This is a genomic window from Stenotrophomonas sp. YJH_SMC_94-11 (genome assembly GCF_059370435.1).
Window position 1 is genome coordinate 97,273 of sequence record NZ_JCAFTR010000007.1, and the last position, 19,101, is coordinate 116,373.

Annotated in this window: 19 protein-coding genes; 2 read left to right on the forward strand and 17 right to left on the reverse strand. The window is 68.4% G+C overall.

Annotated features, from left to right (window positions below; all coding sequences use genetic code 11):
• Positions 1-75: 75 nt before the first annotated feature.
• From hisIE to hisS, 10 genes are all read right to left on the reverse strand, one after another.
• Positions 76-696: a bifunctional phosphoribosyl-AMP cyclohydrolase/phosphoribosyl-ATP diphosphatase HisIE gene (gene hisIE, locus AC5P74_RS13440; RefSeq protein ID WP_329842589.1), complete on the reverse strand. Its 621-nt coding sequence runs from the start codon at positions 694-696 to the stop codon at positions 76-78.
• A complete protein-coding gene (gene hisF / locus AC5P74_RS13445) occupies positions 686-1,462 on the reverse strand; it encodes an imidazole glycerol phosphate synthase subunit HisF (protein WP_053499875.1) in 777 nt (258 codons plus the stop codon). The genes hisIE and hisF overlap by 11 nt, the downstream gene beginning before the upstream one ends.
• Positions 1,456-2,190, reverse strand: coding sequence for a 1-(5-phosphoribosyl)-5-[(5-phosphoribosylamino)methylideneamino]imidazole-4-carboxamide isomerase (hisA, locus tag AC5P74_RS13450; RefSeq protein ID WP_346608001.1), 735 nt, complete (start codon positions 2,188-2,190; stop codon positions 1,456-1,458). Before hisA ends, hisF begins: the two co-directional genes overlap by 7 nt.
• Entirely contained in the window at positions 2,187-2,789 is a 603-nt protein-coding gene (gene hisH, locus AC5P74_RS13455; RefSeq protein ID WP_005416331.1) for an imidazole glycerol phosphate synthase subunit HisH, read from the reverse strand. Before hisH ends, hisA begins: the two co-directional genes overlap by 4 nt.
• Positions 2,786-3,859 (reverse strand): bifunctional histidinol-phosphatase/imidazoleglycerol-phosphate dehydratase HisB, encoded by a 1,074-nt coding sequence (hisB, locus tag AC5P74_RS13460; RefSeq protein ID WP_065197009.1) that lies wholly within the window; start codon positions 3,857-3,859, stop codon positions 2,786-2,788. Before hisB ends, hisH begins: the two co-directional genes overlap by 4 nt.
• Positions 3,856-4,950, reverse strand: a complete 1,095-nt coding sequence (gene hisC, locus AC5P74_RS13465; protein WP_053499884.1) for a histidinol-phosphate transaminase — start codon at positions 4,948-4,950, stop codon at positions 3,856-3,858. The genes hisB and hisC overlap by 4 nt, the downstream gene beginning before the upstream one ends.
• Positions 4,947-6,242, reverse strand: a complete 1,296-nt coding sequence (hisD, locus tag AC5P74_RS13470; RefSeq protein WP_346608000.1) for a histidinol dehydrogenase — start codon at positions 6,240-6,242, stop codon at positions 4,947-4,949. Before hisD ends, hisC begins: the two co-directional genes overlap by 4 nt.
• A complete protein-coding gene (gene hisG / locus AC5P74_RS13475; RefSeq protein ID WP_053499888.1) occupies positions 6,239-7,150 on the reverse strand; it encodes an ATP phosphoribosyltransferase in 912 nt (303 codons plus the stop codon). Before hisG ends, hisD begins: the two co-directional genes overlap by 4 nt.
• Positions 7,151-7,184: 34 nt before the next feature.
• Positions 7,185-7,493, reverse strand: a complete 309-nt coding sequence (locus AC5P74_RS13480; protein ID WP_083297606.1) for a YerC/YecD family TrpR-related protein — start codon at positions 7,491-7,493, stop codon at positions 7,185-7,187.
• Between the two features lie 407 nt (positions 7,494-7,900).
• Positions 7,901-9,295 (reverse strand): histidine--tRNA ligase, encoded by a 1,395-nt coding sequence (gene hisS, locus AC5P74_RS13485; protein ID WP_065177574.1) that lies wholly within the window; start codon positions 9,293-9,295, stop codon positions 7,901-7,903.
• A gap of 127 nt (positions 9,296-9,422) precedes the next feature.
• Here hisS and AC5P74_RS13490 point away from each other — a divergent pair, with 127 nt between their 5' ends.
• Positions 9,423-10,175 (forward strand): Crp/Fnr family transcriptional regulator, encoded by a 753-nt coding sequence (locus AC5P74_RS13490; RefSeq protein WP_010482595.1) that lies wholly within the window; start codon positions 9,423-9,425, stop codon positions 10,173-10,175.
• Between the two features lie 100 nt (positions 10,176-10,275).
• On the opposite strand, the gene thrC is transcribed toward AC5P74_RS13490, so the two are convergent.
• From thrC to AC5P74_RS13520, 6 genes are all read right to left on the reverse strand, one after another.
• Positions 10,276-11,562 carry a threonine synthase gene (gene thrC, locus AC5P74_RS13495; RefSeq protein ID WP_495204971.1) on the reverse strand — a complete coding sequence of 429 codons (1,287 nt, stop codon included), beginning with the start codon at positions 11,560-11,562 and terminating at the stop codon, positions 10,276-10,278.
• Between the two features lie 29 nt (positions 11,563-11,591).
• Entirely contained in the window at positions 11,592-12,506 is a 915-nt protein-coding gene (locus tag AC5P74_RS13500) for a homoserine kinase (RefSeq protein ID WP_053499897.1), read from the reverse strand.
• Complete coding sequence (gene thrA, locus AC5P74_RS13505; protein ID WP_495204972.1) at positions 12,503-15,007, reverse strand: bifunctional aspartate kinase/homoserine dehydrogenase I; 2,505 nt, start codon at positions 15,005-15,007, stop codon at positions 12,503-12,505. The genes AC5P74_RS13500 and thrA overlap by 4 nt, the downstream gene beginning before the upstream one ends.
• 84 nt (positions 15,008-15,091) lie before the next feature.
• Positions 15,092-15,229 carry a hypothetical protein gene (locus AC5P74_RS13510; RefSeq protein WP_162911581.1) on the reverse strand — a complete coding sequence of 46 codons (138 nt, stop codon included), beginning with the start codon at positions 15,227-15,229 and terminating at the stop codon, positions 15,092-15,094.
• A gap of 137 nt (positions 15,230-15,366) precedes the next feature.
• Positions 15,367-16,317, reverse strand: coding sequence for a DMT family transporter (locus AC5P74_RS13515; RefSeq protein ID WP_495204973.1), 951 nt, complete (start codon positions 16,315-16,317; stop codon positions 15,367-15,369).
• Between the two features lie 167 nt (positions 16,318-16,484).
• Positions 16,485-17,180, reverse strand: a complete 696-nt coding sequence (locus AC5P74_RS13520; RefSeq protein WP_053499903.1) for a helix-turn-helix transcriptional regulator — start codon at positions 17,178-17,180, stop codon at positions 16,485-16,487.
• A gap of 81 nt (positions 17,181-17,261) precedes the next feature.
• On the opposite strand from AC5P74_RS13520, the gene AC5P74_RS13525 reads away from it, so the two are divergent.
• Complete coding sequence (locus AC5P74_RS13525) at positions 17,262-18,041, forward strand: DUF6491 family protein (protein ID WP_171956861.1); 780 nt, start codon at positions 17,262-17,264, stop codon at positions 18,039-18,041.
• Here the strand turns inward: AC5P74_RS13525 and AC5P74_RS13530 are convergent.
• Positions 18,038-19,090: a linear amide C-N hydrolase gene (locus AC5P74_RS13530; protein ID WP_053499905.1), complete on the reverse strand. Its 1,053-nt coding sequence runs from the start codon at positions 19,088-19,090 to the stop codon at positions 18,038-18,040. The genes AC5P74_RS13525 and AC5P74_RS13530 overlap by 4 nt on opposite strands.
• Positions 19,091-19,101: the final 11 nt, after the last annotated feature.

Genomic DNA, 19,101 nt, shown 5'->3' on the forward strand with positions numbered 1-19,101 from the left:
CATCCGGCAGAAAGAGACGCGGTATTGTAGAGCCGAGCCACGCTCGGCTGCATTGCCGGCCGGCACTATCGCACTTCAACGATGGCGTTTTTCCAGCAGCGCCCGCGCATCGTCCAGCGACAGACCGCGCGCGCGCAGCAGTACCAGCAGGTGGTACAGCAGGTCCGAGGCCTCGCCCAGCAGCGCCTCGTCATCCTGCGCAACCGCAGCCAGAGCGGTCTCCACCCCCTCCTCACCCACCTTCTGTGCGATGCGGCGGATGCCGCCCTCGAACAGGCTGGTGGTATAGCTGCCCGGCGGGCGCTGCGCCTCACGCATCGCGACCAACTGGTCCAGCCCGCCCAGGAAGTCCTTCGGCGCCTGGTCGAAACAGCTCTCCGCACCCGTGTGGCAGGTTGGCCCCGCCGGGCGTGCCATCACCAGCAGCGTGTCGGCATCGCAGTCGACACTGATCGACTGTACCGCCAGGACGTTGCCGGACTGCTCGCCCTTGGTCCACAACCGCTGCTTGCTGCGGCTGAAGAAGGTCATGTGGCCGATGGCCAGCGTGGCGGCCAGCGATTCGGCGCTGACATAGCCCAGCATCAGCACCTGCAGGGTATCGGCATCCTGCACCACGGCCGGCAGCAGGCCGTCGCCCTTGCCCCAGTCCAGCGCCTGCAGCGCATCCAGCGATGGCCTCACTTCAATAGACATCCCGCACCTCGATCTGCTGTGCTCGCAGGTAGCGCTTCAATTCCGGAATGGCGATGGCACCGCTGTGGAACACGCTGGCTGCCAACGCGCCGTCGACGTCGGCCTGGTCAAAGGCTTCGGCGAAGTGCTCCATCGCACCGGCGCCACCGGAGGCGATCAGCGGCACCTGGCACAGGGCCCGCGCCTGCTGCAGCTGCACGACATCGTAGCCACGGCGCACGCCGTCGCTGTCCATGCAGTTCAGCACGATCTCGCCAGCGCCACGCCGTTGAGCTTCGACGATCCAGTCCAGGGTACGCAGCGGTACCGCCTGGGTCTTGTCAGGGTCGCCACTGAAACGGCGCACCCGCCACTGGCCGTCCGCTTCACGTACCGAGTCGACACCCACCACCACGCACTGCACGCCGAACTCGTCGGCCAGTTCGGTGATCAGCTCCGGGCGGCCCAGCGCAGGCGAGTTGATCGACACCTTGTCGGCACCGGCGAACAACACGCGACGCGCGGCTTCCACGCTGTCGATGCCACCGGCCACGCAGAACGGAATGTCGATCAGGCGCGCGATGCGCTCGATCCACGCCACGTCCACCGAACGCGCCTCGGGGCTGGCGCCGATGTCATAGAACACCAGCTCGTCGGCACCCTGGTCGCGGTAGCGCTGCGCCAGCTCGGCGATGTCGCCCATGTCGACGTGATCGCGGAAGCGCACGCCCTTCACCACGCGGCCATCGCGCACGTCAAGGCAGGGAATGATGCGGCGGCTCAACATGCCAACGCCTCCGCCAGGTCCATGCGCTGCTCCAGCAGTGCCTTGCCGAGAATCGCACCACCGCAGCCAGCGGCACGCGCCTCGGCCACATCGGCCACGTCACGGATGCCGCCGGACGCCTGCACCGCCACCCCCGGCAGCAAGGCCGACAGGTGCTGGTAGAGGCCGATATTGGGCCCGGCCAGCATGCCGTCGCGGGCGATGTCGGTGCACAAGAGGTGGCGCATGCCGGCGCGCGCATAGCGCTGGGCCAGGTCATCCAGGGTCACCCCGGCGTTCTCGGTCCAGCCGTGCACCGGCAGCTGCCACTGCCCCTGTGCGTCCTGGCGCGCGTCCAGCGCAATCGTGATGCGCTCGGCGCCAAATTCCTCCAGCCAGCCGACCACTTCATCGGGGCGGCGCACCGCCAGCGAGCCCACCACCACGCGGCCGGCGCCGGCATCGAGGATGCGCGCCACGTCGTCGCGGCCGCGCACGCCACCGCCGGTCTGCACCTGCAGCTGCGTGTGCGCGCGGATCGCCGCCAGCAGCGGCGCCAGCGTATAGCCACCGGCGCGTGCGGCATCCAGATCCACAAGGTGCATCCACTGCGCGCCCTGCGCGGCGAACGCCTGCGCGCGCGGCAGCGGATCGTCGCCGTAGGAGGTTTCCTGCGCGTAGTCGCCCTGGCGCAGCCGCACCACGCGGCCGTCGCGGATATCCAGCGCGGGGTAGACGATGAAACTCATGCAGCAGTGCCCTCGAGGAAATTGCGCAGCATCAGCGAGCCGGTCTCGCCGGAGCGCTCGGGATGGAACTGTGCGCCGTAGTAACGCCCCTGCTCCACCACGGCGGTGAACAGCCCGCCGTGGTCGCAGGCAGCGACGGTATGGGTATTGAGCGGCGCCGCATAGCTGTGCACGAAGTAGGCGCTGGCGCGTTCCGGCACACCCTGCAACAGCACCGACTCACGTAGCGGCAGCAGGCGGTTCCAGCCCATGTGCGGCACGCGGATGCCACAGGCCGGCACCAGCTTGCGCACCACGCCCGGAATCAGTCCCAGTGTCTCCACACCCGCTTCCTCGGAGCGTTCGAACAGCAGCTGCATGCCAAGGCAGATGCCCATCAGCGGCACCTCCAGCCGCTGCAACGGCTCCACCAGGCCCTGCGCGTGCAGGCGCTGCATGCCGGGACCGGCGGCGCCGACGCCGGGCAGGATCACCCGCTGCGCACCCGCCAGGCCGTCCGCATCGCGCACCAGCCGCACTGTCGCGCCCAGCCGCTCCAGTGCGTAGCGCACCGAGCCCAGGTTGGCACCGCCGGCATCGATCAGCGCGACGTCGCTCACAATGCCCCCTTGGTGCTCGGCAGTGCCGTGCCCTGCCGGGCCAGCGCCGGGCGCAGTGCGCGCGCCAGCGCCTTGAAGCAGGCCTCCACCTTGTGGTGATCGTTGTCGCCGCGTACCTGCAGGTTGAGGTTCAGGCCACTGGCATCGCACAGCGAACGGAAGAAGTGCGGCACCAGCTCGGTCGGCATGTCACCCACCCGCTCGCGCTTGAACTCGCCCTCGAACACGAAGTACGGGCGTCCGCTGAAGTCCAGCGCGGCGCTGGCCAGGGTCTCGTCCATCGGCAGGGTGAAACCGTAGCGGCCGATGCCGCGCTTGTCGCCCAGCGCCTCGCGCAGGGCCTGGCCCAGGGCCAGCCCGGTGTCCTCGATGGTGTGGTGCTCATCGATGTGCAGGTCACCCTCGGCCTGGATATCGAGGGCGAAGCCGCCGTGCTTGCCGATCTGTTCCAGCATGTGGTCGAAGAACGGCAGGCCGGTGGAGATGCGCGCATCACCGGCGCGATCCAGGTCCAGCTCAACGCGGATCTTCGTTTCTTTGGTGTTGCGCTGGACCACGGCGGTGCGTGGCGCGTCGGCCAGCGCGTGGGCGATGCCCGGCCAGTCCCACTCGCCCCCGAACTGCGCGGTGCGCAGCTGGAAGCCACGTATGTTGAGGTTGTCGGCGAACTGCAGGTCGGTGATGCGGTCGCCAACCATGCCCGAGCGCGCCCAGTCGATGCTGCGGTCCTGCAGGTAGGCGGTCATCAGGCCGATGCCCGGCTTGCGGGTCGGCGCATTGTCCTGCGGCCAGCTGCAGTCGATCAGCACGTCACGGAAGGTGATGCCCTGGCTCTCGAAGATCTGCAGCATCAGGTCGTTGGGGCCATCGAAGCTGGCGCGTGGGTAGCTGTCGCTGCCCAGGCCATCCTGGTTGGTGACGATCACGAACTGGTAGCCGGCATCACGCAGCTTCAGCAGCGCCGGGATCACCTGCGGCACGAAGCGCAGCTTCTCGTAGGCATCGATCTGGAAATCGGACGGCTCCTCGATGAGGGTGCCGTCGCGGTCGATGAACAGGATCGGGGTCATGCTGCGGCCCTCCGCGCCGACAGGGCCGCAAGCACGCGGTCGTTCTCTTCGGGACTGCCGATACTGATGCGCAGTGCATCACCCAACTGCGGCGCGGCGCGCTGGTCGCGCACCACCACGCCCACAGCCAGCAGCGTATCGAACGCGGCCTGCGCATCGGCGAAGCGAACCAGCAGGTAGTTGCCGGATGAGCGGTAGACGCGACGCACGCCGGGCAGGCCCGGCAGCGCCTCGCGCAGGCGTTCGCGCTCGGCAATCACCGTGGCTACGCGCTCGGCGGTGATGGTCAGCGCGGCGGGTTGCAGCGCCTGCACCGCCAGTTCCGCGCATGGCGTCGGCACCGGGTACGGCGCCTGGCAGCGGCGCAGCACGGCAATCAGCTCCGGGGCGGCGATCAGGGTGCCAACGCGGGCGGCGGCAAGAGCGTGCGCCTTCGACAGCGTGCGCAGCACCGCCAGATTCGGGTTCGCGGCCAGCAGCGTGGTCGCCGACGGACGCTGCGCGTACTCGACATAGGCCTCATCCACCACCACCAGTGCTTGCCCGCGCAGCGCCACCACCACCCGCTCGACTTCGTCCAGGGCGATGTCACTGCCGGCCGGGTTCGACGGGGCGCACAGGAACACCAGCTTGGCACCTTGCGCCTTGGCCGCGTCGATCACCGCATCCAGATCGGCACGCAGGCCATCTTCGCTGTCCACCAGCGGCACTTCAATCAATGCAGCGCCCTGCAGGCGTGCGCAGACGGCGTACATGCCGAACACCGGCGGCGTGACCACCACGCCGTCGCGGCCCGGCACGCACAGCGCGCGCACCAGCAGATCAATGGCCTCGTCGCTGCCGCGGCCGACCAGCAGCTGCTGTGGCGTCACGCCGTACAGCGCCGCCAAGCCTTCGCGCAACGCCAACGGTTGCGGCTCCGGATAGCGCCGGCTGCTGCCAGCCGCGTCGGCCGTATTGGCCCAGGCGGACTCGTTGGCGTTCAACCAGACCTCGCCCTGCACCGCTGCGCTGCGTGCCGAGCTGTAACCGGCGAACGCCTGCAGATCCGGGCGCACCAGCGCCAGCACCTCCTCGACAGCCGCGCTCATGCCGCCACCTCCATGCGCAATGCCACCGCACGCTCGTGGGCATCCAGGCCTTCGGCGCTGGCGATGATGCGCGCGCAGCCGCCGATCGCGGCCAGGCCGGCGGCACTGGCGCTCTGCACGCTGATCAGGTTCTGGAAACTGGCAACGCTCACGCTGCTGTAAGCACGCGCGGCGCCGGCGGTGGGCAGCACGTGGTTGGTGCCGCTGCAGTAGTCACCCAGTGCTTCGGGGGTGTAGTCGCCGAGGAACACCGAGCCGGCCGCCTGCACCTTGTCCAGCCAATCGCGCGGTTCACGCAGCGCCAGGATCAGGTGTTCGGGCGCATAGCGGTTGCTGATCGCGAAGGCCTCGTCCAACGAATCAACCTGGATCAGGCGCGACGCTGACAGCGCCTGCCGCGCAATCTGCTGGCGCGGCAGCAGGGCCACCTGGCGCTCGACCTCAACCTCGACCGCGGCCAGCATCGCGGCATCGTCGGTCAACAGCAGCACCTGTGAATCCGGGCCGTGCTCGGCCTGCGACAGCAGGTCGGCGGCGACGAACGCCGGATTGGCGCCAGCGTCGGCAATCACCAGCACTTCGGAGGGACCGGCCGGCATATCGATGGCGGCGGCGCCATCCTGCGCGACCTGCTGCTTGGCTTCGGTGACGAAGCTGTTGCCGGGCCCGAACAGCTTGTCGCAGGCCGGAACGCTGGCGGTGCCATAGGCCATCGCGGCGATCGCCTGCGCGCCGCCCAACTTGAACACGCGCTGCACGCCGGTCAGGCGCGCGGCTACCAGCACTGCCGGATCGGCGCTGCCGTCGGCGCGCGGCGGCGTGCACAGCACCACCTGCGGGCAACCGGCCAACTGCGCCGGAACGCCCAGCATCAACGCGGTGGACGGCAATGGCGCGCTGCCAGCAGGTACGTACAGGCCCACCCGGCCGATCGGGCGCAGCATGCGTTCGCAGACCACGCCCGGCGCGGTTTCGACTGCATAGCCTTTACCCATGCCGGCGGCGTGGAAGCGCGCGATGCGCTCGGCGGCGTCCACCATCGCCTGGCGCAGTTCGGCGGGCACGGCCGCTTCAGCAGCGGCGAATTCGGCTTCGGAGACTTCAAACGAGGTCAGCTCGACACCATCGAAGCGCGCGGTGATCGCACGCAGCGCATCGTCGCCCTGTGCACGCACCTGCGCGATCAGGGCCGTCACGGCATCGCGGGTCTGCTGCGCCACGGCCTGCACCGGGCGGGTCAATGCCGCGCTGCGCGCGGCCTCATCAAGTCGGGACCAGATCAGACGGTTCATGCCAGCGACCGCTCCACGCTCAGTACCATCAGGCCCTGCGCACCCGCGCGCTCGAGTTCCTCCATGCGCTGCCAGCTCAGCGGGCCGGGGCACATGGTCTGCAGGCGCAGCGCACCGCCATCGGCCGGCAACCGCACCAGCGGCTCGGCATCGGCCAGCAACTGCGCCAGCGCGTCGACACGATCCTCGCTGGCGCGGAACATCAGCAGCTTGCGGTCCTGGCGCTGCACCACGCCATCGAGGCGGCGCAGCAGCATCGCGCGCAGCGATGCACGTGCATCATCGGGCACCCGTACTGCACCGGCCAGCACCGCCTCGCTGTCGAGCAGGTTGTGCACCGGGGTCAGCTGATTGGCGCGCAGGGTGGCGCCGCTGGACACCAGATCGCAGATCAGGTCGGCGGTGCCCAGACGCGGGGCGATTTCCACCGAACCGGACAGCTCGACCACCTGTGCGTCCACCCCCTGCTCCGCCAGCCACTGCGTGAGGATGGCCGGGTAGCTGGTGGCGATGCGGGTGCCGGCCAGCTGCGCCGGACCCTGCCACTGCCATTCCTCCGGCACCGCCAGCATCAGCCGGCACTGGCCGAAGCCCAGCCCGCGCAGCGCCTGATAGGCGTCCGGCAGGCCGACCTGGCGGCGTGCCGCGGCCTGTTCGTCCAGCTCGTTGCGGCCGACGATGCCGAGGTCGCAGACGCCGTCGGCGATCAGGCCGGGGATGTCGTCGTCGCGCACCAGCAGCAGGTCCACCGGCAGCGATTCGCCGTAGCAGAACAGCTTGTCGCGGCTTTCGCGCCAGCTCAGGCCACAGGCGCTGAGCAGGTTACGGGCGGGCTCGGCCAGCCGGCCACTCTTCTGGATGGCGATACGCAGCCGGTCTCGTGCCGGCGCTGCCTGGGTTGCACTCATGGGGGAGGTCTCGAAGTTCGGAACGGGGCGCGGATCAGCGCGAAGCAAGGCGGTCGATGGCAGCGGCATAGCCTCGATGGCCGTGCTCGAGCGTGCGCGCCACCCGTCCGGTGGTGGTCACGCTGACCCCGGTGCGCTCGTGGATCTCGCGGTACGGCACGCCCTGCTGCAGCAACGGCACCACCTTCCAGCGGTCGGCCATGGCTTCCAGTTCGGCCGGAGTGCACAAGTCGCGCAGGAAGGCTTCCACCTGCTCCGGCTCGCGCAGGGCGGCAAAGGCCAGGGCCAAGGATTCCAGGTCGGCCTTCGGATCTTTGGCGGCAATCTCGGGGCGGGCTTTCACGGGGGTCGTTTCCATGCATCAATGTAATAGCGCGTTAGTACATTAGCGCATTCTTGCGCAGTGCGTCAAATCGGGGGTTGAGGGGGCGGCAAGGCTGCTGCCCTGCACCCGCCAAGAGCCAGAGCAAAAGCAAATGCTGATTTCCTGAGCGTTGGCGGGGAGGGTCCGGTGGCAGGGGACGCCGTAAATCCATCCATGGGGGCTTGGCCGCGGCATCCATGCCGCTCACACCCCTGCCACCGGACCCACCCCGCCGTCGACAGTTTCCTGCGAGCTGTTGGAACAGCAAGGGGTCGGATCCGCTTTCTGAAGGAAAACGGCTCTGACCCCGGAACGCGGCCCGGAAATGAAAACGCCCACCGGGTGGTGGGCGTTTCGTGGCGTGTCGGCGTGCGGCCAACCGGCAGTTACATCACCTTCGACTGCTCCAGCTCCACCTGCAGGGTGCTCGCCAGCTCATCGCGCGACACTTCGAACTGCTGTTCGCGCAGCAGGTCCTTCACCGCCACCACGCCGCGCGCCAGCTCGTCTTCACCGGCCAGCACCACGAAGCGGATGCCCGCCTTGGCCGCGTACTGGAACTGCTTGCCGATCTTCTTCGGCTCCATCTGCACTTCGGTATTGATGCCACCCGCGCGCAGGCGGCGCGCGATGTCCAGCGACTGCGGCATGCCCTGCTCGTCCATCAGCGCCACCAGCGCCTGCACGCTGCTGGCCTCGATGCCATCGATCAGGCCGGCCTCGCGCAGCTGCCAGAACAGGCGCGACAGGCCGATGGAGATGCCCACGCCCGGCAACTTGGACTTGCTGTAGTGGCTGGCCAGGTCCTCGTAGCGGCCGCCCGAGCAGATCGAGCCGATCTGCGGGTGGTCGGTCAGCGTGGTCTCGTAGACGGTGCCGGTGTAGTAGTCCAGGCCGCGCGCAATGGAGAAGTTCAGGCAGTACGCGGTTTCCGGCACGCCCAGCGCCTGCACCAGCTGCAGCACTTCGCGCAGTTCGGCCACGCCGGTACGCAGGATCTCCGAAGAACCGGCGTCGGCTTCAAGCGTTGCCAGCTGCGCCAGCGCATCGGCATGACCCTGCGAACGCACGGCCACGAATGCCAGGATCTTCTCGACCTGCTCGCCCGGGATGTTGAAGCCCTCGCCCACCAGCGTCTCGCGCACGTAATCGGCGCCGCGCTTGTCCAGCTTGTCCACTTCGCGCAGCACCGCCAGCTGGCGCTCGCCTTCGGCCACGCCCAGGCTCTCGAAGAAGCCGCGCATGAGCTTGCGGTTGTTCAGCTGGATGCTGAAGTCACCGATGCGCAGTTCCGAGAACACGGCGTGGATGACCGCCAGCACTTCGGCGTCGTAGCGTACGCTCAGGCTGTCCTTGCCGATCACGTCGATGTCGCACTGGTAGAACTCGCGGAAACGGCCGCGCTGGGCACGCTCGCCACGGTACACGCGCTGCATCTGGTAACGGCGGAACGGGAAAGTGAGTTCGTGTTCGTGCTCGGCCACGTAACGCGCCAGCGGCACGGTCAGGTCGAAGCGCAGCGCCATTTCCGGCAGCGAACGGTCACCCGACTCGGCGGCATTGGCCAGCGCACCGGTGGACTGCACGAAGTACACCTGGCGCTCGGTCTCGCCGCCGGACTTGGTCAGCAGCACGTCGGACAGCTCGAACACCGGCGTCTCCACCGGCAGGAACCCGAAGCGCTCGTAGTTGCGGCGGATGACGTCCAGCATGCGCTGGAACGCAATCTGCTCGCGCGGCAGCAGCTCAAGGGTGCCGGGCGGGGTACGGGGCTTGATCACGGGCGGAACTCCTGCTGGAACGGGACGTGGGAGGGGGCGACATTCTAGCGCCCCCGCCTCGGGCAGGGTCGAACGGCCGCTTGAAGTATCATAAGGCCCTCCCCCGCCCGCGATACGCCCCCGCAACATGTCACGGCCTTCCGGCGCTCCGCCCGCCACCAACGATCCCGCCTCGCCGTCCTGCACCACGCTGGACTGCCTGCACTGCTCGGTTCGCCACCTTGCGGTGTGCTCGGCGCTGTCGCCCGATGAAGTGCAGGCGCTGGAACAGGTCACCGTTTCGCAGCAGGTCAGCATGGGCAGCACGCTGGCCCGCACGGGTGAAGAACGCGACCATGTCTATACATTGACTGCCGGCGCACTGCGCCTGGTACGCACCCTGGCCGACGGCCGCCGCCAGATCAACGGCTTCGTGCTGCCCGGCGACTACCTGGGCCTGAGCGGCAGCGACCATCACCGCTACGACATCGAAGCCATCGCCGACAGCCGTGTCTGCCGCGTCGCGCTGCCACAGATGAAGGCGCTCCGCAGCCGCTTCCCGCACCTGGAGCGCAAGCTGCTGCAGCGTGCCTGCCAGGAACTGGATGCCGCGCAGGACGCTGCACTGGCGCTGGCACGCCTGCAGCCGGCCGAGAAGCTGGCCGATTTCCTGCTGCGCCTGGCCGCGCGCGAGGCCAAGCTGGGCGGCGACGGCCTGCGCGTGTCGCTGCCGATGGGCCGAGGCGACATCGCCGACCATCTGGGCCTGACCATGGAAACGGTCAGCCGCACCTTCACCAAGCTGCGCCAGCAAGGGCTGATTGCCCTGCCCCACCTGAACGTAGTGGAGATCCTCGACGAGGACGGGCTGCGCACACTGGCCGGTGAAGGGTTGATCTGACCGCATCACGGTTCATGGGGTTGCCGGCCAGCGGCCGGCACTACCAGCGTAATGCAGCACGGGTAGTGCCGGCCGCTGGCCGGCAACCAGGCATTCTCGGTCAGCGCAGCAACACCTCGCGCAACGCCGAGTAATCGGCGGCCAACGGTTCGGCGTGCGCCGCCCGTTGCAACAACGCATCCAATGCCGGCGGCACGGCCAAAGGTTCGCCGATCAACGGCTCGACAACGGCCTCGAACTTGGCCGGATGTGCGGTGGCCACCACCGCCCAGTCGCCCTTGGCACCCCGTGCGCGCAGGTCCTGCAACACCTTCACCGCCGTAGCCGTATGCGGGCAGAACAGCTCGCCACTGCTGGCATGGGCCGCCGCAATCGTCGCGCGGATGGTCACATCATCCACCGCGAACGCACGCAGTGCAGCGCGCAGCTCCGCATCATCTCCGCGGTAAAGCCAGCGCAGGCGTTCGAAGTTGCTTGGCGCACCCACGTCCATTGCGTTGGCCACGGTGGCCACACTGGCCTGCGGCTGGTAGTCGCCGCCACTGAAGTACGCGGGCAGCACGGCATTGGCATTGGTGGCCAGCACGATCTGCCCGATCGGCACTCCCAGTGCGCGCGCCAGCACCGCGGCCATCGCGTTGCCAAGGTTGCCGGTCGGCACCACCAGGTTGAGCCGGCGACGATGCAACGCGTAGTGGTTCAGTGCCGTATGTGCGTAGTAACTCATCTGCGGCAGCAGGCGACCGAGGCTGATGCTGTTGGCCGAGCTCAGCGGCACCTGTGCCTGCAGTTCGCGGTCGGCCAGCGCCTGCTTGACCATGGCCTGGCAGTCATCGAAGGCACCGGCCACGCGCAGCGCCAGGATGTTGTCACCAAAGCAGCCGAGCTGGTGCGCCTGGCGCGGTGAGACGCGACCATCCGGATACAGCACCACCACGCGTACGCCTGGCTGGCGATGGAAGGCCGCGGCAACGGCCGCGCCGGTATCGCCGGAGGTGGCGACGACGATGGTCAGGTCACGGTCCTTGCCGGCCTGCAGCTGCGACAGCGTACCGGCCAGGAAACGCGCACCAATGTCCTTGAACGCCGCCGTCGGCCCATGGAACAGTTCCAGCACGTGGTCACCGTCGCCGAGCGCACGCAGCGGCACCGGGAAGTCGAACGCCTCGCGGCAGATCGACGGTAATCCGGCCTCCAGCGCATCTCCGGCGAAGAACGGTGCCAGCAGGTCTGCAGCGGTATCGGCCAGGGTCGCACCGGCTTCCAGCTCACGTGGCGCCGGCAGTACCTGGGGCACGTACAGGCCACCATCGGGCGCCAAGCCTGCAGCGATGGCCGCACTGAGGCCAACGGCCGGGGACCGGCCGCGGGTCGAAACGAATTGCATGGGTTCAGTATCCAAAGAGGGAGAAGGATTCAGCACAGCCGGGCTCCGGGCGCATCCAGCGGCGACACCCAGGCATCGCTGTCGAAGCCGGCAGCAGCGAATGCCGCCTGCACCGGCGCCGCGGCAGCGTGGGCCTGGTCGGCATCTTCGAACCAGGCGAACACGCTGGGGCCGGCACCGGAGATGCCTGCGCCCATTGCACGGGCTGACAACGCCGCATCACGAGCCGCCTCGAAGCCGCCGATCAGTCCCGCCCGTCGCGGCTCCACCAGCACGTCGCGCAGGCCAGCGCGGACCAGCGCCGCGTCGCTGCGATGGCAGCCGCTGAGCACCAGCGCAAGATTCGCACTCTGCGCCACGAATTCACCCAGCGCATAGCTGCCTTGCAGCGCCTGGCGTGCCAGACGGGTTTCCAGCACCGCGTGCGGGTGCACCAGCAGGCTGTGCCAACTGGCTGGCACAGGGATCGGCAGCAGGCGGTCGGCCGTGCACAACGCCAGCCCGCCGAGCAGCAGCGGCCCCACGTTGTCACCATGGCGGCCCCCACTGGCCACGGCCTCGCCATCCAGCGCAAACGGGTACAGCGCCTCGCGCGCGAGTGGTGCATCCAGCAATGCGTTGGCAGCAACCAGCGCAGCGACGCACGACGCTGCCGAGCCGCCCATGCCGGAGCCGAATGGAATGCCCTTGTCGATCTCCACCGCGAAGCCGAAGTCCAGGCCCAGCCCTGCGCGCAGCGACATCAACGCCGCACCTGCGGTGTTTCCGGCCGCCTCCAGCGGCAGTTCGACCGCACTGCCACGGATCGCCTCGATGCGCACCACCGGCTCATCGATACACCGCACGCTCACCGTATCGCCAACGCCTGCGATGGCATGCCCCAGAATATCGAAGCCCACCGCCACATTGGCCACCGTGGCGGGCGCAAATGCACGTGCGATCACAGGCGTGCCCCCTCGCCAGCGGCTACCCGCAGCAGGTCGGCGAACACGCCCGCCGCCGTCACTTCCGGTCCAGCGCCCGGCCCCTGCACCACCAGCGGGTTGTCGCAGTAGCGGCGGGTACGGAACTGCACCACGTTGTCGGTCAGCCGCAGGTTGGCGAAGGCATGGTCGGCCGGCAGTTCCTGCAGGCCCACCGAGGCGCCGTCGGTGCCCAGCCGTGCCACGTAGCGCAGCACCGCGCCACGCGCCCGCGCATCCTGCAGGCGCTGCAGCAGGCTGGCGTCGGACTCGCCCAGCCGCGCCATGAAGTCATCCACGCTGCCGTCGCGCAGCAGTGCCGGCACCAGGCTTTCCACCTGTACCTGTTCCAGGCTGAGCGCGCGACCGGCCTCGCGTGCAAGGATCACCAGCTTGCGTGCCACGTCCACACCGGACAGATCATCGCGCGGGTCCGGCTCGGTATAGCCCATCGACCGCGCCTGCGCGACCAGCTGCGAGAACGGCTGGCTGCCATCGAAGCGGTTGAACAGCCAGGCCAGCGTGCCGGAGAAGATGCCCTCGATGGCCAGCACCTCGTCACCGGTATCGACCAGATCGCGCAGCGTGGTGATCACCGGCAGGCCCGCGCCCACCGTGGCCTCGTAGCGGAAGCGCGCACCACTGGCCGCTGCGGCGGCGCGGATGCGCTGGTAGCGTGGCAGCGGCCCGGCACCCGCCTGTTTGTTCGGGGTGACCACATGGATGCCCGCCGCCAGCCAGCCCTCGTAGCGCTCGGCCACCTCGGCACTGCCACTGCAGTCGATCACCACCGCATGCGGCAGGTGCGCAGCCAGCAGGTGCTCGGTGAAACGATCAAGATCGCTGGATTCACCCGCGTCCCGCAGGGCCTCGCGCCAGTCCGCGTGCAGGCCGTCCACTTCCAGGCGCATGCGCGAACGCGAGGCCAGCGCACGCAGGCGAAGATCCACATTGGCCTTGGCCAGCAGCTGCGGGCGCGCGGCCAGCAACTGGTCCAGCAGTGCGGCGCCAACGTTGCCGGGCCCGATCACACCGACCGCGAAGGTCTGCGGCGACAGCCAGAAGCCAGCATGCGCCGCGCGCAGCGCACGGGTGGCATCGGCGCTATCCACTGCGACCGAGATGTTGCGCTCGGACGAGCCCTGCGCAATCGCCAGGATGTTCACCTGCGCACGCCCCAGTGCCTCGAACAGGCGCGCCGCCACACCTGGCTGCCCGGCCATGCCGTCACCGACCGCGGCCAGTACGCTGACGCCCTCACTGACCTGTACGCGCTGCACCTGTCCCGCTGACAACTCGTGCGCAAATGCGTGCAGCAGTGCATCACGGCCACGGCCGGCTTCGGCAGCACGCACCACGCAGCAGATTGAATGTTCCGAGGAACCCTGCGAGATCATCACCACCGACACCTGCGCCTGGCGCAGCGCGGCAAACACGCGCTCGGCGGTACCCGGCACGCCGATCAGGCCGGTGCCCTCCAGGTTCAGCAGGGCCAGCCCGGGGCTCAGGGTCAGGCCCTTCACCGGCCCGCGCGGCGAGCGCTCGGCGCTGATCCGCGTACCCGGATGCGCCGGCTGGAACGTATTGCGGATGAAGATCGGCAGGCCGAGGCGGATCGCCGGCGACATAGTCTGCGGGTGCACCACCTTGGCGCCGAAGTACGCCAGTTCGCAGGCCTCGTCGTAGCTCAGCGCTTCCAGCTGCACCGCCTCGGGCACCAGCCGCGGGTCCGCCGACAGCACGCCATCGACATCGGTCCAGATGTGCAGCTCGTCAGCGTTGAACAGCGCGGCAAAGATCGCACCGGAATAGTCGCTGCCGTTGCGGCCGAGGGTGGTGATGCGGTCATCGCGATCGCGTGCGACGAATCCGGTGGCAACCAGGCGCGACTGCGGATGCTGCAGGCGCCACTTGGCCAGGCGGTCGGCACTGGCTTCCCAGTCGACATCCACGCCGAGTTCGCCATGCCCGACCACCAGCACATCGCGCGCGTCGAGCACCGCGCAGTCTTCGCCCAGCGCGCGCAGATGCGTGCCGAGCAGCTGTGCGGAAAACACTTCGCCCAAGCCCTGCACACGGTCCAGCACCTCGCGCGGCAGCTCGCCGATCACCGCCAGCGCGGCCAGCACTTCGGCCAACTGATCGAAGCGGGCGTCGATCCATTCGACCGTCTCGCCCACCTGCTCGCCCAGCAGCGCCACGGCAGCGCCGCGATGGCGTGCGCGCAGGACATGCCAGGCCTCACGCCAGCCTTGATCGCCCTTGGCCGCCAGCTGGGCCAGTTCGATCAGCGCGTCGGTGACGCCCTTCATCGCCGAGACGACAGTGACCTGCAGCGATTCGGGACGGGCCAGCAGCAGGCCGCCCACATGGCGATAGCGTTCGGCATCGGCCACCGAGGTGCCGCCGAACTTGTGCACGACGGTGAACGGGGCAGCCAGGTCGGCCGGGGCAACGGAATGAGCGGGAGCGTGGGAAGACATGCAGACCTCGGTAGGAGGCCCCGTCGCATGCAGGTGTCGAGTTTCCCCGCCACCTGAAGGGTGCGGGGCCGTGGTTTTCGGGAGTTACACGAAGACGACGGGCCGCACCAGGGCAGTGGTGACGGTGGTGGTGGTAATGGTGGTGATGGTCGCGACCGGCGCAGTCGAACGGCCCGCAATGGCGGGGGCGATCAGGCTGGCGTGGGCGGCATCAAGCACCATGGCGCACAGAAAACACCGTGCGCCCTGCCGCTGTCAAGTGCTGCGATGCAAAAAACCGATGCAGCGATCATCGGCCAACGTGCCGACATTTGGTTGCAACTGAGACAAAGCCGACATCAGCACGCTTACGACTGCATTCAGCCGGCATGTTCGGCGATCGCCCGTGGTGTGCGATGCGCATGCGCGCACAGCATCACGCCAGCCACCAGGAACACGATTGCCAGCGCTTCCAGCAGCGAGGGCCAGCGCTGCTGCCATGCAAAGGCGTACAGCAGCGCGAACAGGGTCTCGAACACGATCATCTGGCCAGTCAGGGTCAGTGGCAGCAGGCGGCTGGCACGGTTCCAGAATGCGTTGCCGAGGATCGAGGCCACCACTGCCACGCCGGCGCTGATCGCCCAGAACCCGCTCCATTGCGCCGCCGTATGGCTGCCGGTGTGCCCGATGAAGGCCATCGGCACCAGCAGCAGGGCCAGGCCGCCGGTGGTGACGCCGGTCAGCAGCGACCAGTCATGGCTGGACAGGTCCGGCCTGCGCGCCAGCCAGCGGCTGTTGCCGATCGAATACAGCGCCCACGAGAACAGCGCACCGAACGCGCACAGCAGCCCGATCAGGCGCTGCCGCCACGGGATGGCCAGGTGCTCGGACATCAGCGCTTCCCAACCCACCAGGGCGACCCCCAGCACGCACAGCCCCAGTGCCGGCAGCAGCTGTTTCAGTGGTACAGCGCCCTGCTCGCGCACGCCAACGAGGGTGACCACCACCGGAATCAGGCCAACGATCAGCGATGCCGCAGCGCCACCGGCCCACTGCACGGCGGTCGCCAGCAGCAGGAAATACACCAGGTTGCCTGCCAGGCTCAGCCACAGCAGGCCGAACCATTCGGCACGGCCCAGCCGCGGTGCCAGCCGCTTCCATCGCGGCAGCAGCAGGGCGACTGCCATCAGGCCATAGACCAGGTAGCGGCCGGCGGACAGTTGCAACGCATTGAACGACTGAAGCACGGCAGGCGCGAGAAAGACCACGCCCCACAGTGCGCCAGCGGCCACGCCATTGGCGATGCCCACGGCCATCGGGTTATTGCGCATTCGGATTGTCCGAGCGGATGGAACGGGCCGCGCAGTGTAAGCGCTGGCCGCTGGGCGCTCTTGACCCAGGCTGCTGCCTTGTCACCTCTGTAGAGCCGAGCCCATGCTCGGCTGCGATTCACCGTTGTGCAGATAAGGGCAGCCGAGCGTGGGCTCGGCTCTACAGATCAGCCGGCACCCCTGCGCCACGCAGCGGGGGTCTGGCCACATTCGCGGCGCAGCGCACGGGTCAGTGCGCTCTGTTCGGAATAGCCTGCGGCCAGTGCGATATCGCTGATCGGCGCGGCAGTGGTGCGCAGCTGATGCTTGGCCCAACGCAAGCGGCACGCGCTGAGCCAGGCCTGCGGGCTCAGCCCGAACTCGCGCTGGAACAATGTGTGCAACCGGCTCTCGCTGACACCAACAACTCCGGCCATCCGGGCAACCGGCCAGGCCCGGCCGGGATCGGCCTGCACCGCCGCGCACAGGCCCTGCATGCGCGCGCCACTGCCCGCCGGTGCAAATACCTGCAGCAACTGCGGCAGCAACGCCGGCATCGGCTGCCCTGCCTGCACGGCGGCCAGGCGCTGCCGCAACGCCAGCGGCAGATGCAGCCAGCGCTGGCGGCACAGATGCTCCTGCGTGCCGTCATCCAGCACGCCTGGAGGACAATCAACGATCACGAAACCATTGGGGCCGTCCGCCATCTGGTCATGTGCTTCGCCGGCGGCGACAAATGCCCCCTGCAGCAGGTCCAGCCGGCCGCCGCGCCCTTCCATCTCGAACTGCAGTTCCCCCTGCAGCGGCAGCACCCACTGCGCGTAGTCATGGCGGTCCAGGCCGGTGGCCTGCCCGTAGTGCCGCAGATGGAAGATGGCGCCCATCCGGGCAGTGTGCGCGTGTAACAACGGCCGTGCAAACCGCTGCTATAGTCGATCCGTCATCCAACGCAGGGAGTGCAGGTCATGACCCATCAGCAGCTGTCCCTGGTGCTTGCCACCAGCCTCGGCCTGGCGCTCACCGCCTCGGCCTCCGCGCAGGAACGTACGCCACCGGCCCCGCACTGCATGGACGCGGTCGGCGTCCAGGAAGTGGAGCAGGCTTCATCGCGTTCAATCGCTCTGCGAGCCGCCTCGGGCCAGGCATATCGGATCGACTTCAGCGAAGAGTGCCCCGGCGTCCGCGGTGCCACCACGCTGAAACTTGAAGCACCCGCCGGCTGGGCCTGCGGTCGCCCCAGCGAGCGTGTGGTGGTCGATGGCCGCAACTGCGCGATCAGCGCGGTGACCCCCGTGCAGGATCGCGACTACGCCAGCGTGGCCCGCGACAGCGACCGCCTGCGCATGGCCACCCTGCCCGCCCTGACCATCCGCGAGCGCAGGGACATCCGCCGCAGTTTCGGTGGTTCGCCGTCGTACTGCTTTGCCACGCGCAACGTGCGCGCGTGGTCGTCCGACCCGCAGGGCATGCTGGTGGAGACCAATCCGCATCGCAATGGGGGTCACCGCTACTATCGCGTGGAGCTTGGCAGCCACTGCCGCCAGCTCGACCGTGCGCCACAGCTGAGCTTCCACTCCGGCATGCAGAACGGCCTGATCTGTGGCAATCCGGGCGATCGCATCCTCACCGCCGGATTCGAGAATGGTGACCTGCGCAACGACGCGCTGGCGCCGCTGCCGCAGTACACCCGCGGCGGCTGCACGATCCAGGCGGTCTATCCGGCTTCCAGCCAGGCGTCGAACTAACCGTCGACGCCAAGGAACGCGAACGGTGCGCTGGGCACGAAGTGGCCCAGCGCGTCGCCGGAAAAGGTATTGCGCTGGTCCGGACCGAGATCGAGCTTGAGCACCTTGCCGCCGAAATCCACCTTGTTGAGGTCGACCCAGAACGTGTTCGGGGTCAATGCCGATTCGAAGAAGTACAAGCGCCGCTTGTGGTCGGCCACGGTACGCCAGCGCGTGGAGGAGATGTTCGGCTCGCCCGGCGTGGTAATGCCGTAGGGCACCGACGTATTGCGGATCACGCTGAACACGCTGGCCAGCGCCACCACCGGGTCTTCGGACTTGGGAATGGCGTTGATGTAGAACGAGGCGCGCGCGAAACGGTCGGCTGAGCGGTTGGTACCCGGCAGCATCACCGTGCCGCCGATCTGCTGCCAGTAGCTGTTGAGTGCCAGCTGCTGCTCGAAGATCGGTGAATTGGTCATCACCTGGTAGCGCCGGTCATGGTGGATCACCTGGCGACCGCCGATGTATTCGACGATGGCACTGTCGCCACTGGCATCTGACAGCGACAGGTGCAGCGTGGCCTGGCGGTCTTCGCCCGGCACCTTGTCGGTGACGATCGAGTACGGCTCGCGCTGCAGCGCCGCGACCGCCTCGTCGACGGTGGCGAAGTTGTCCAGCACATACTGCGCCCATAGTGAGATGGCCAGGCCCGGCTTGTTGCCGCGCTGCTTCGGATACTCCGATTCGACCAGCCACAGCAGGTTGGCCACCAGGCCCTTCTCGTTCATGCCATCGGTGGTCGATACGTCATAACCGGTGGCCACCACCGAGCCGTAGCGCGCCGTCCAGGCCAGCGACTTCGGCCCGGCCTGGCCAGTGCGCGCGATGCCGCGTGGCAGCACGTAGAGGTTGGTCGCCACATCGACCTTCCAGTCCATCGAGCGCGCGGTGATCACATCACCGTTGTCGCCCAGGTAGACCGCGCGCGTGCAGGCCAGCGCGGGTGCCACTGCGGCGGCCAGCGCGACCGCCAGCAGTGCCCTTTCCTTCCACTTCATCCGTGCCATGTCGTTGCGCT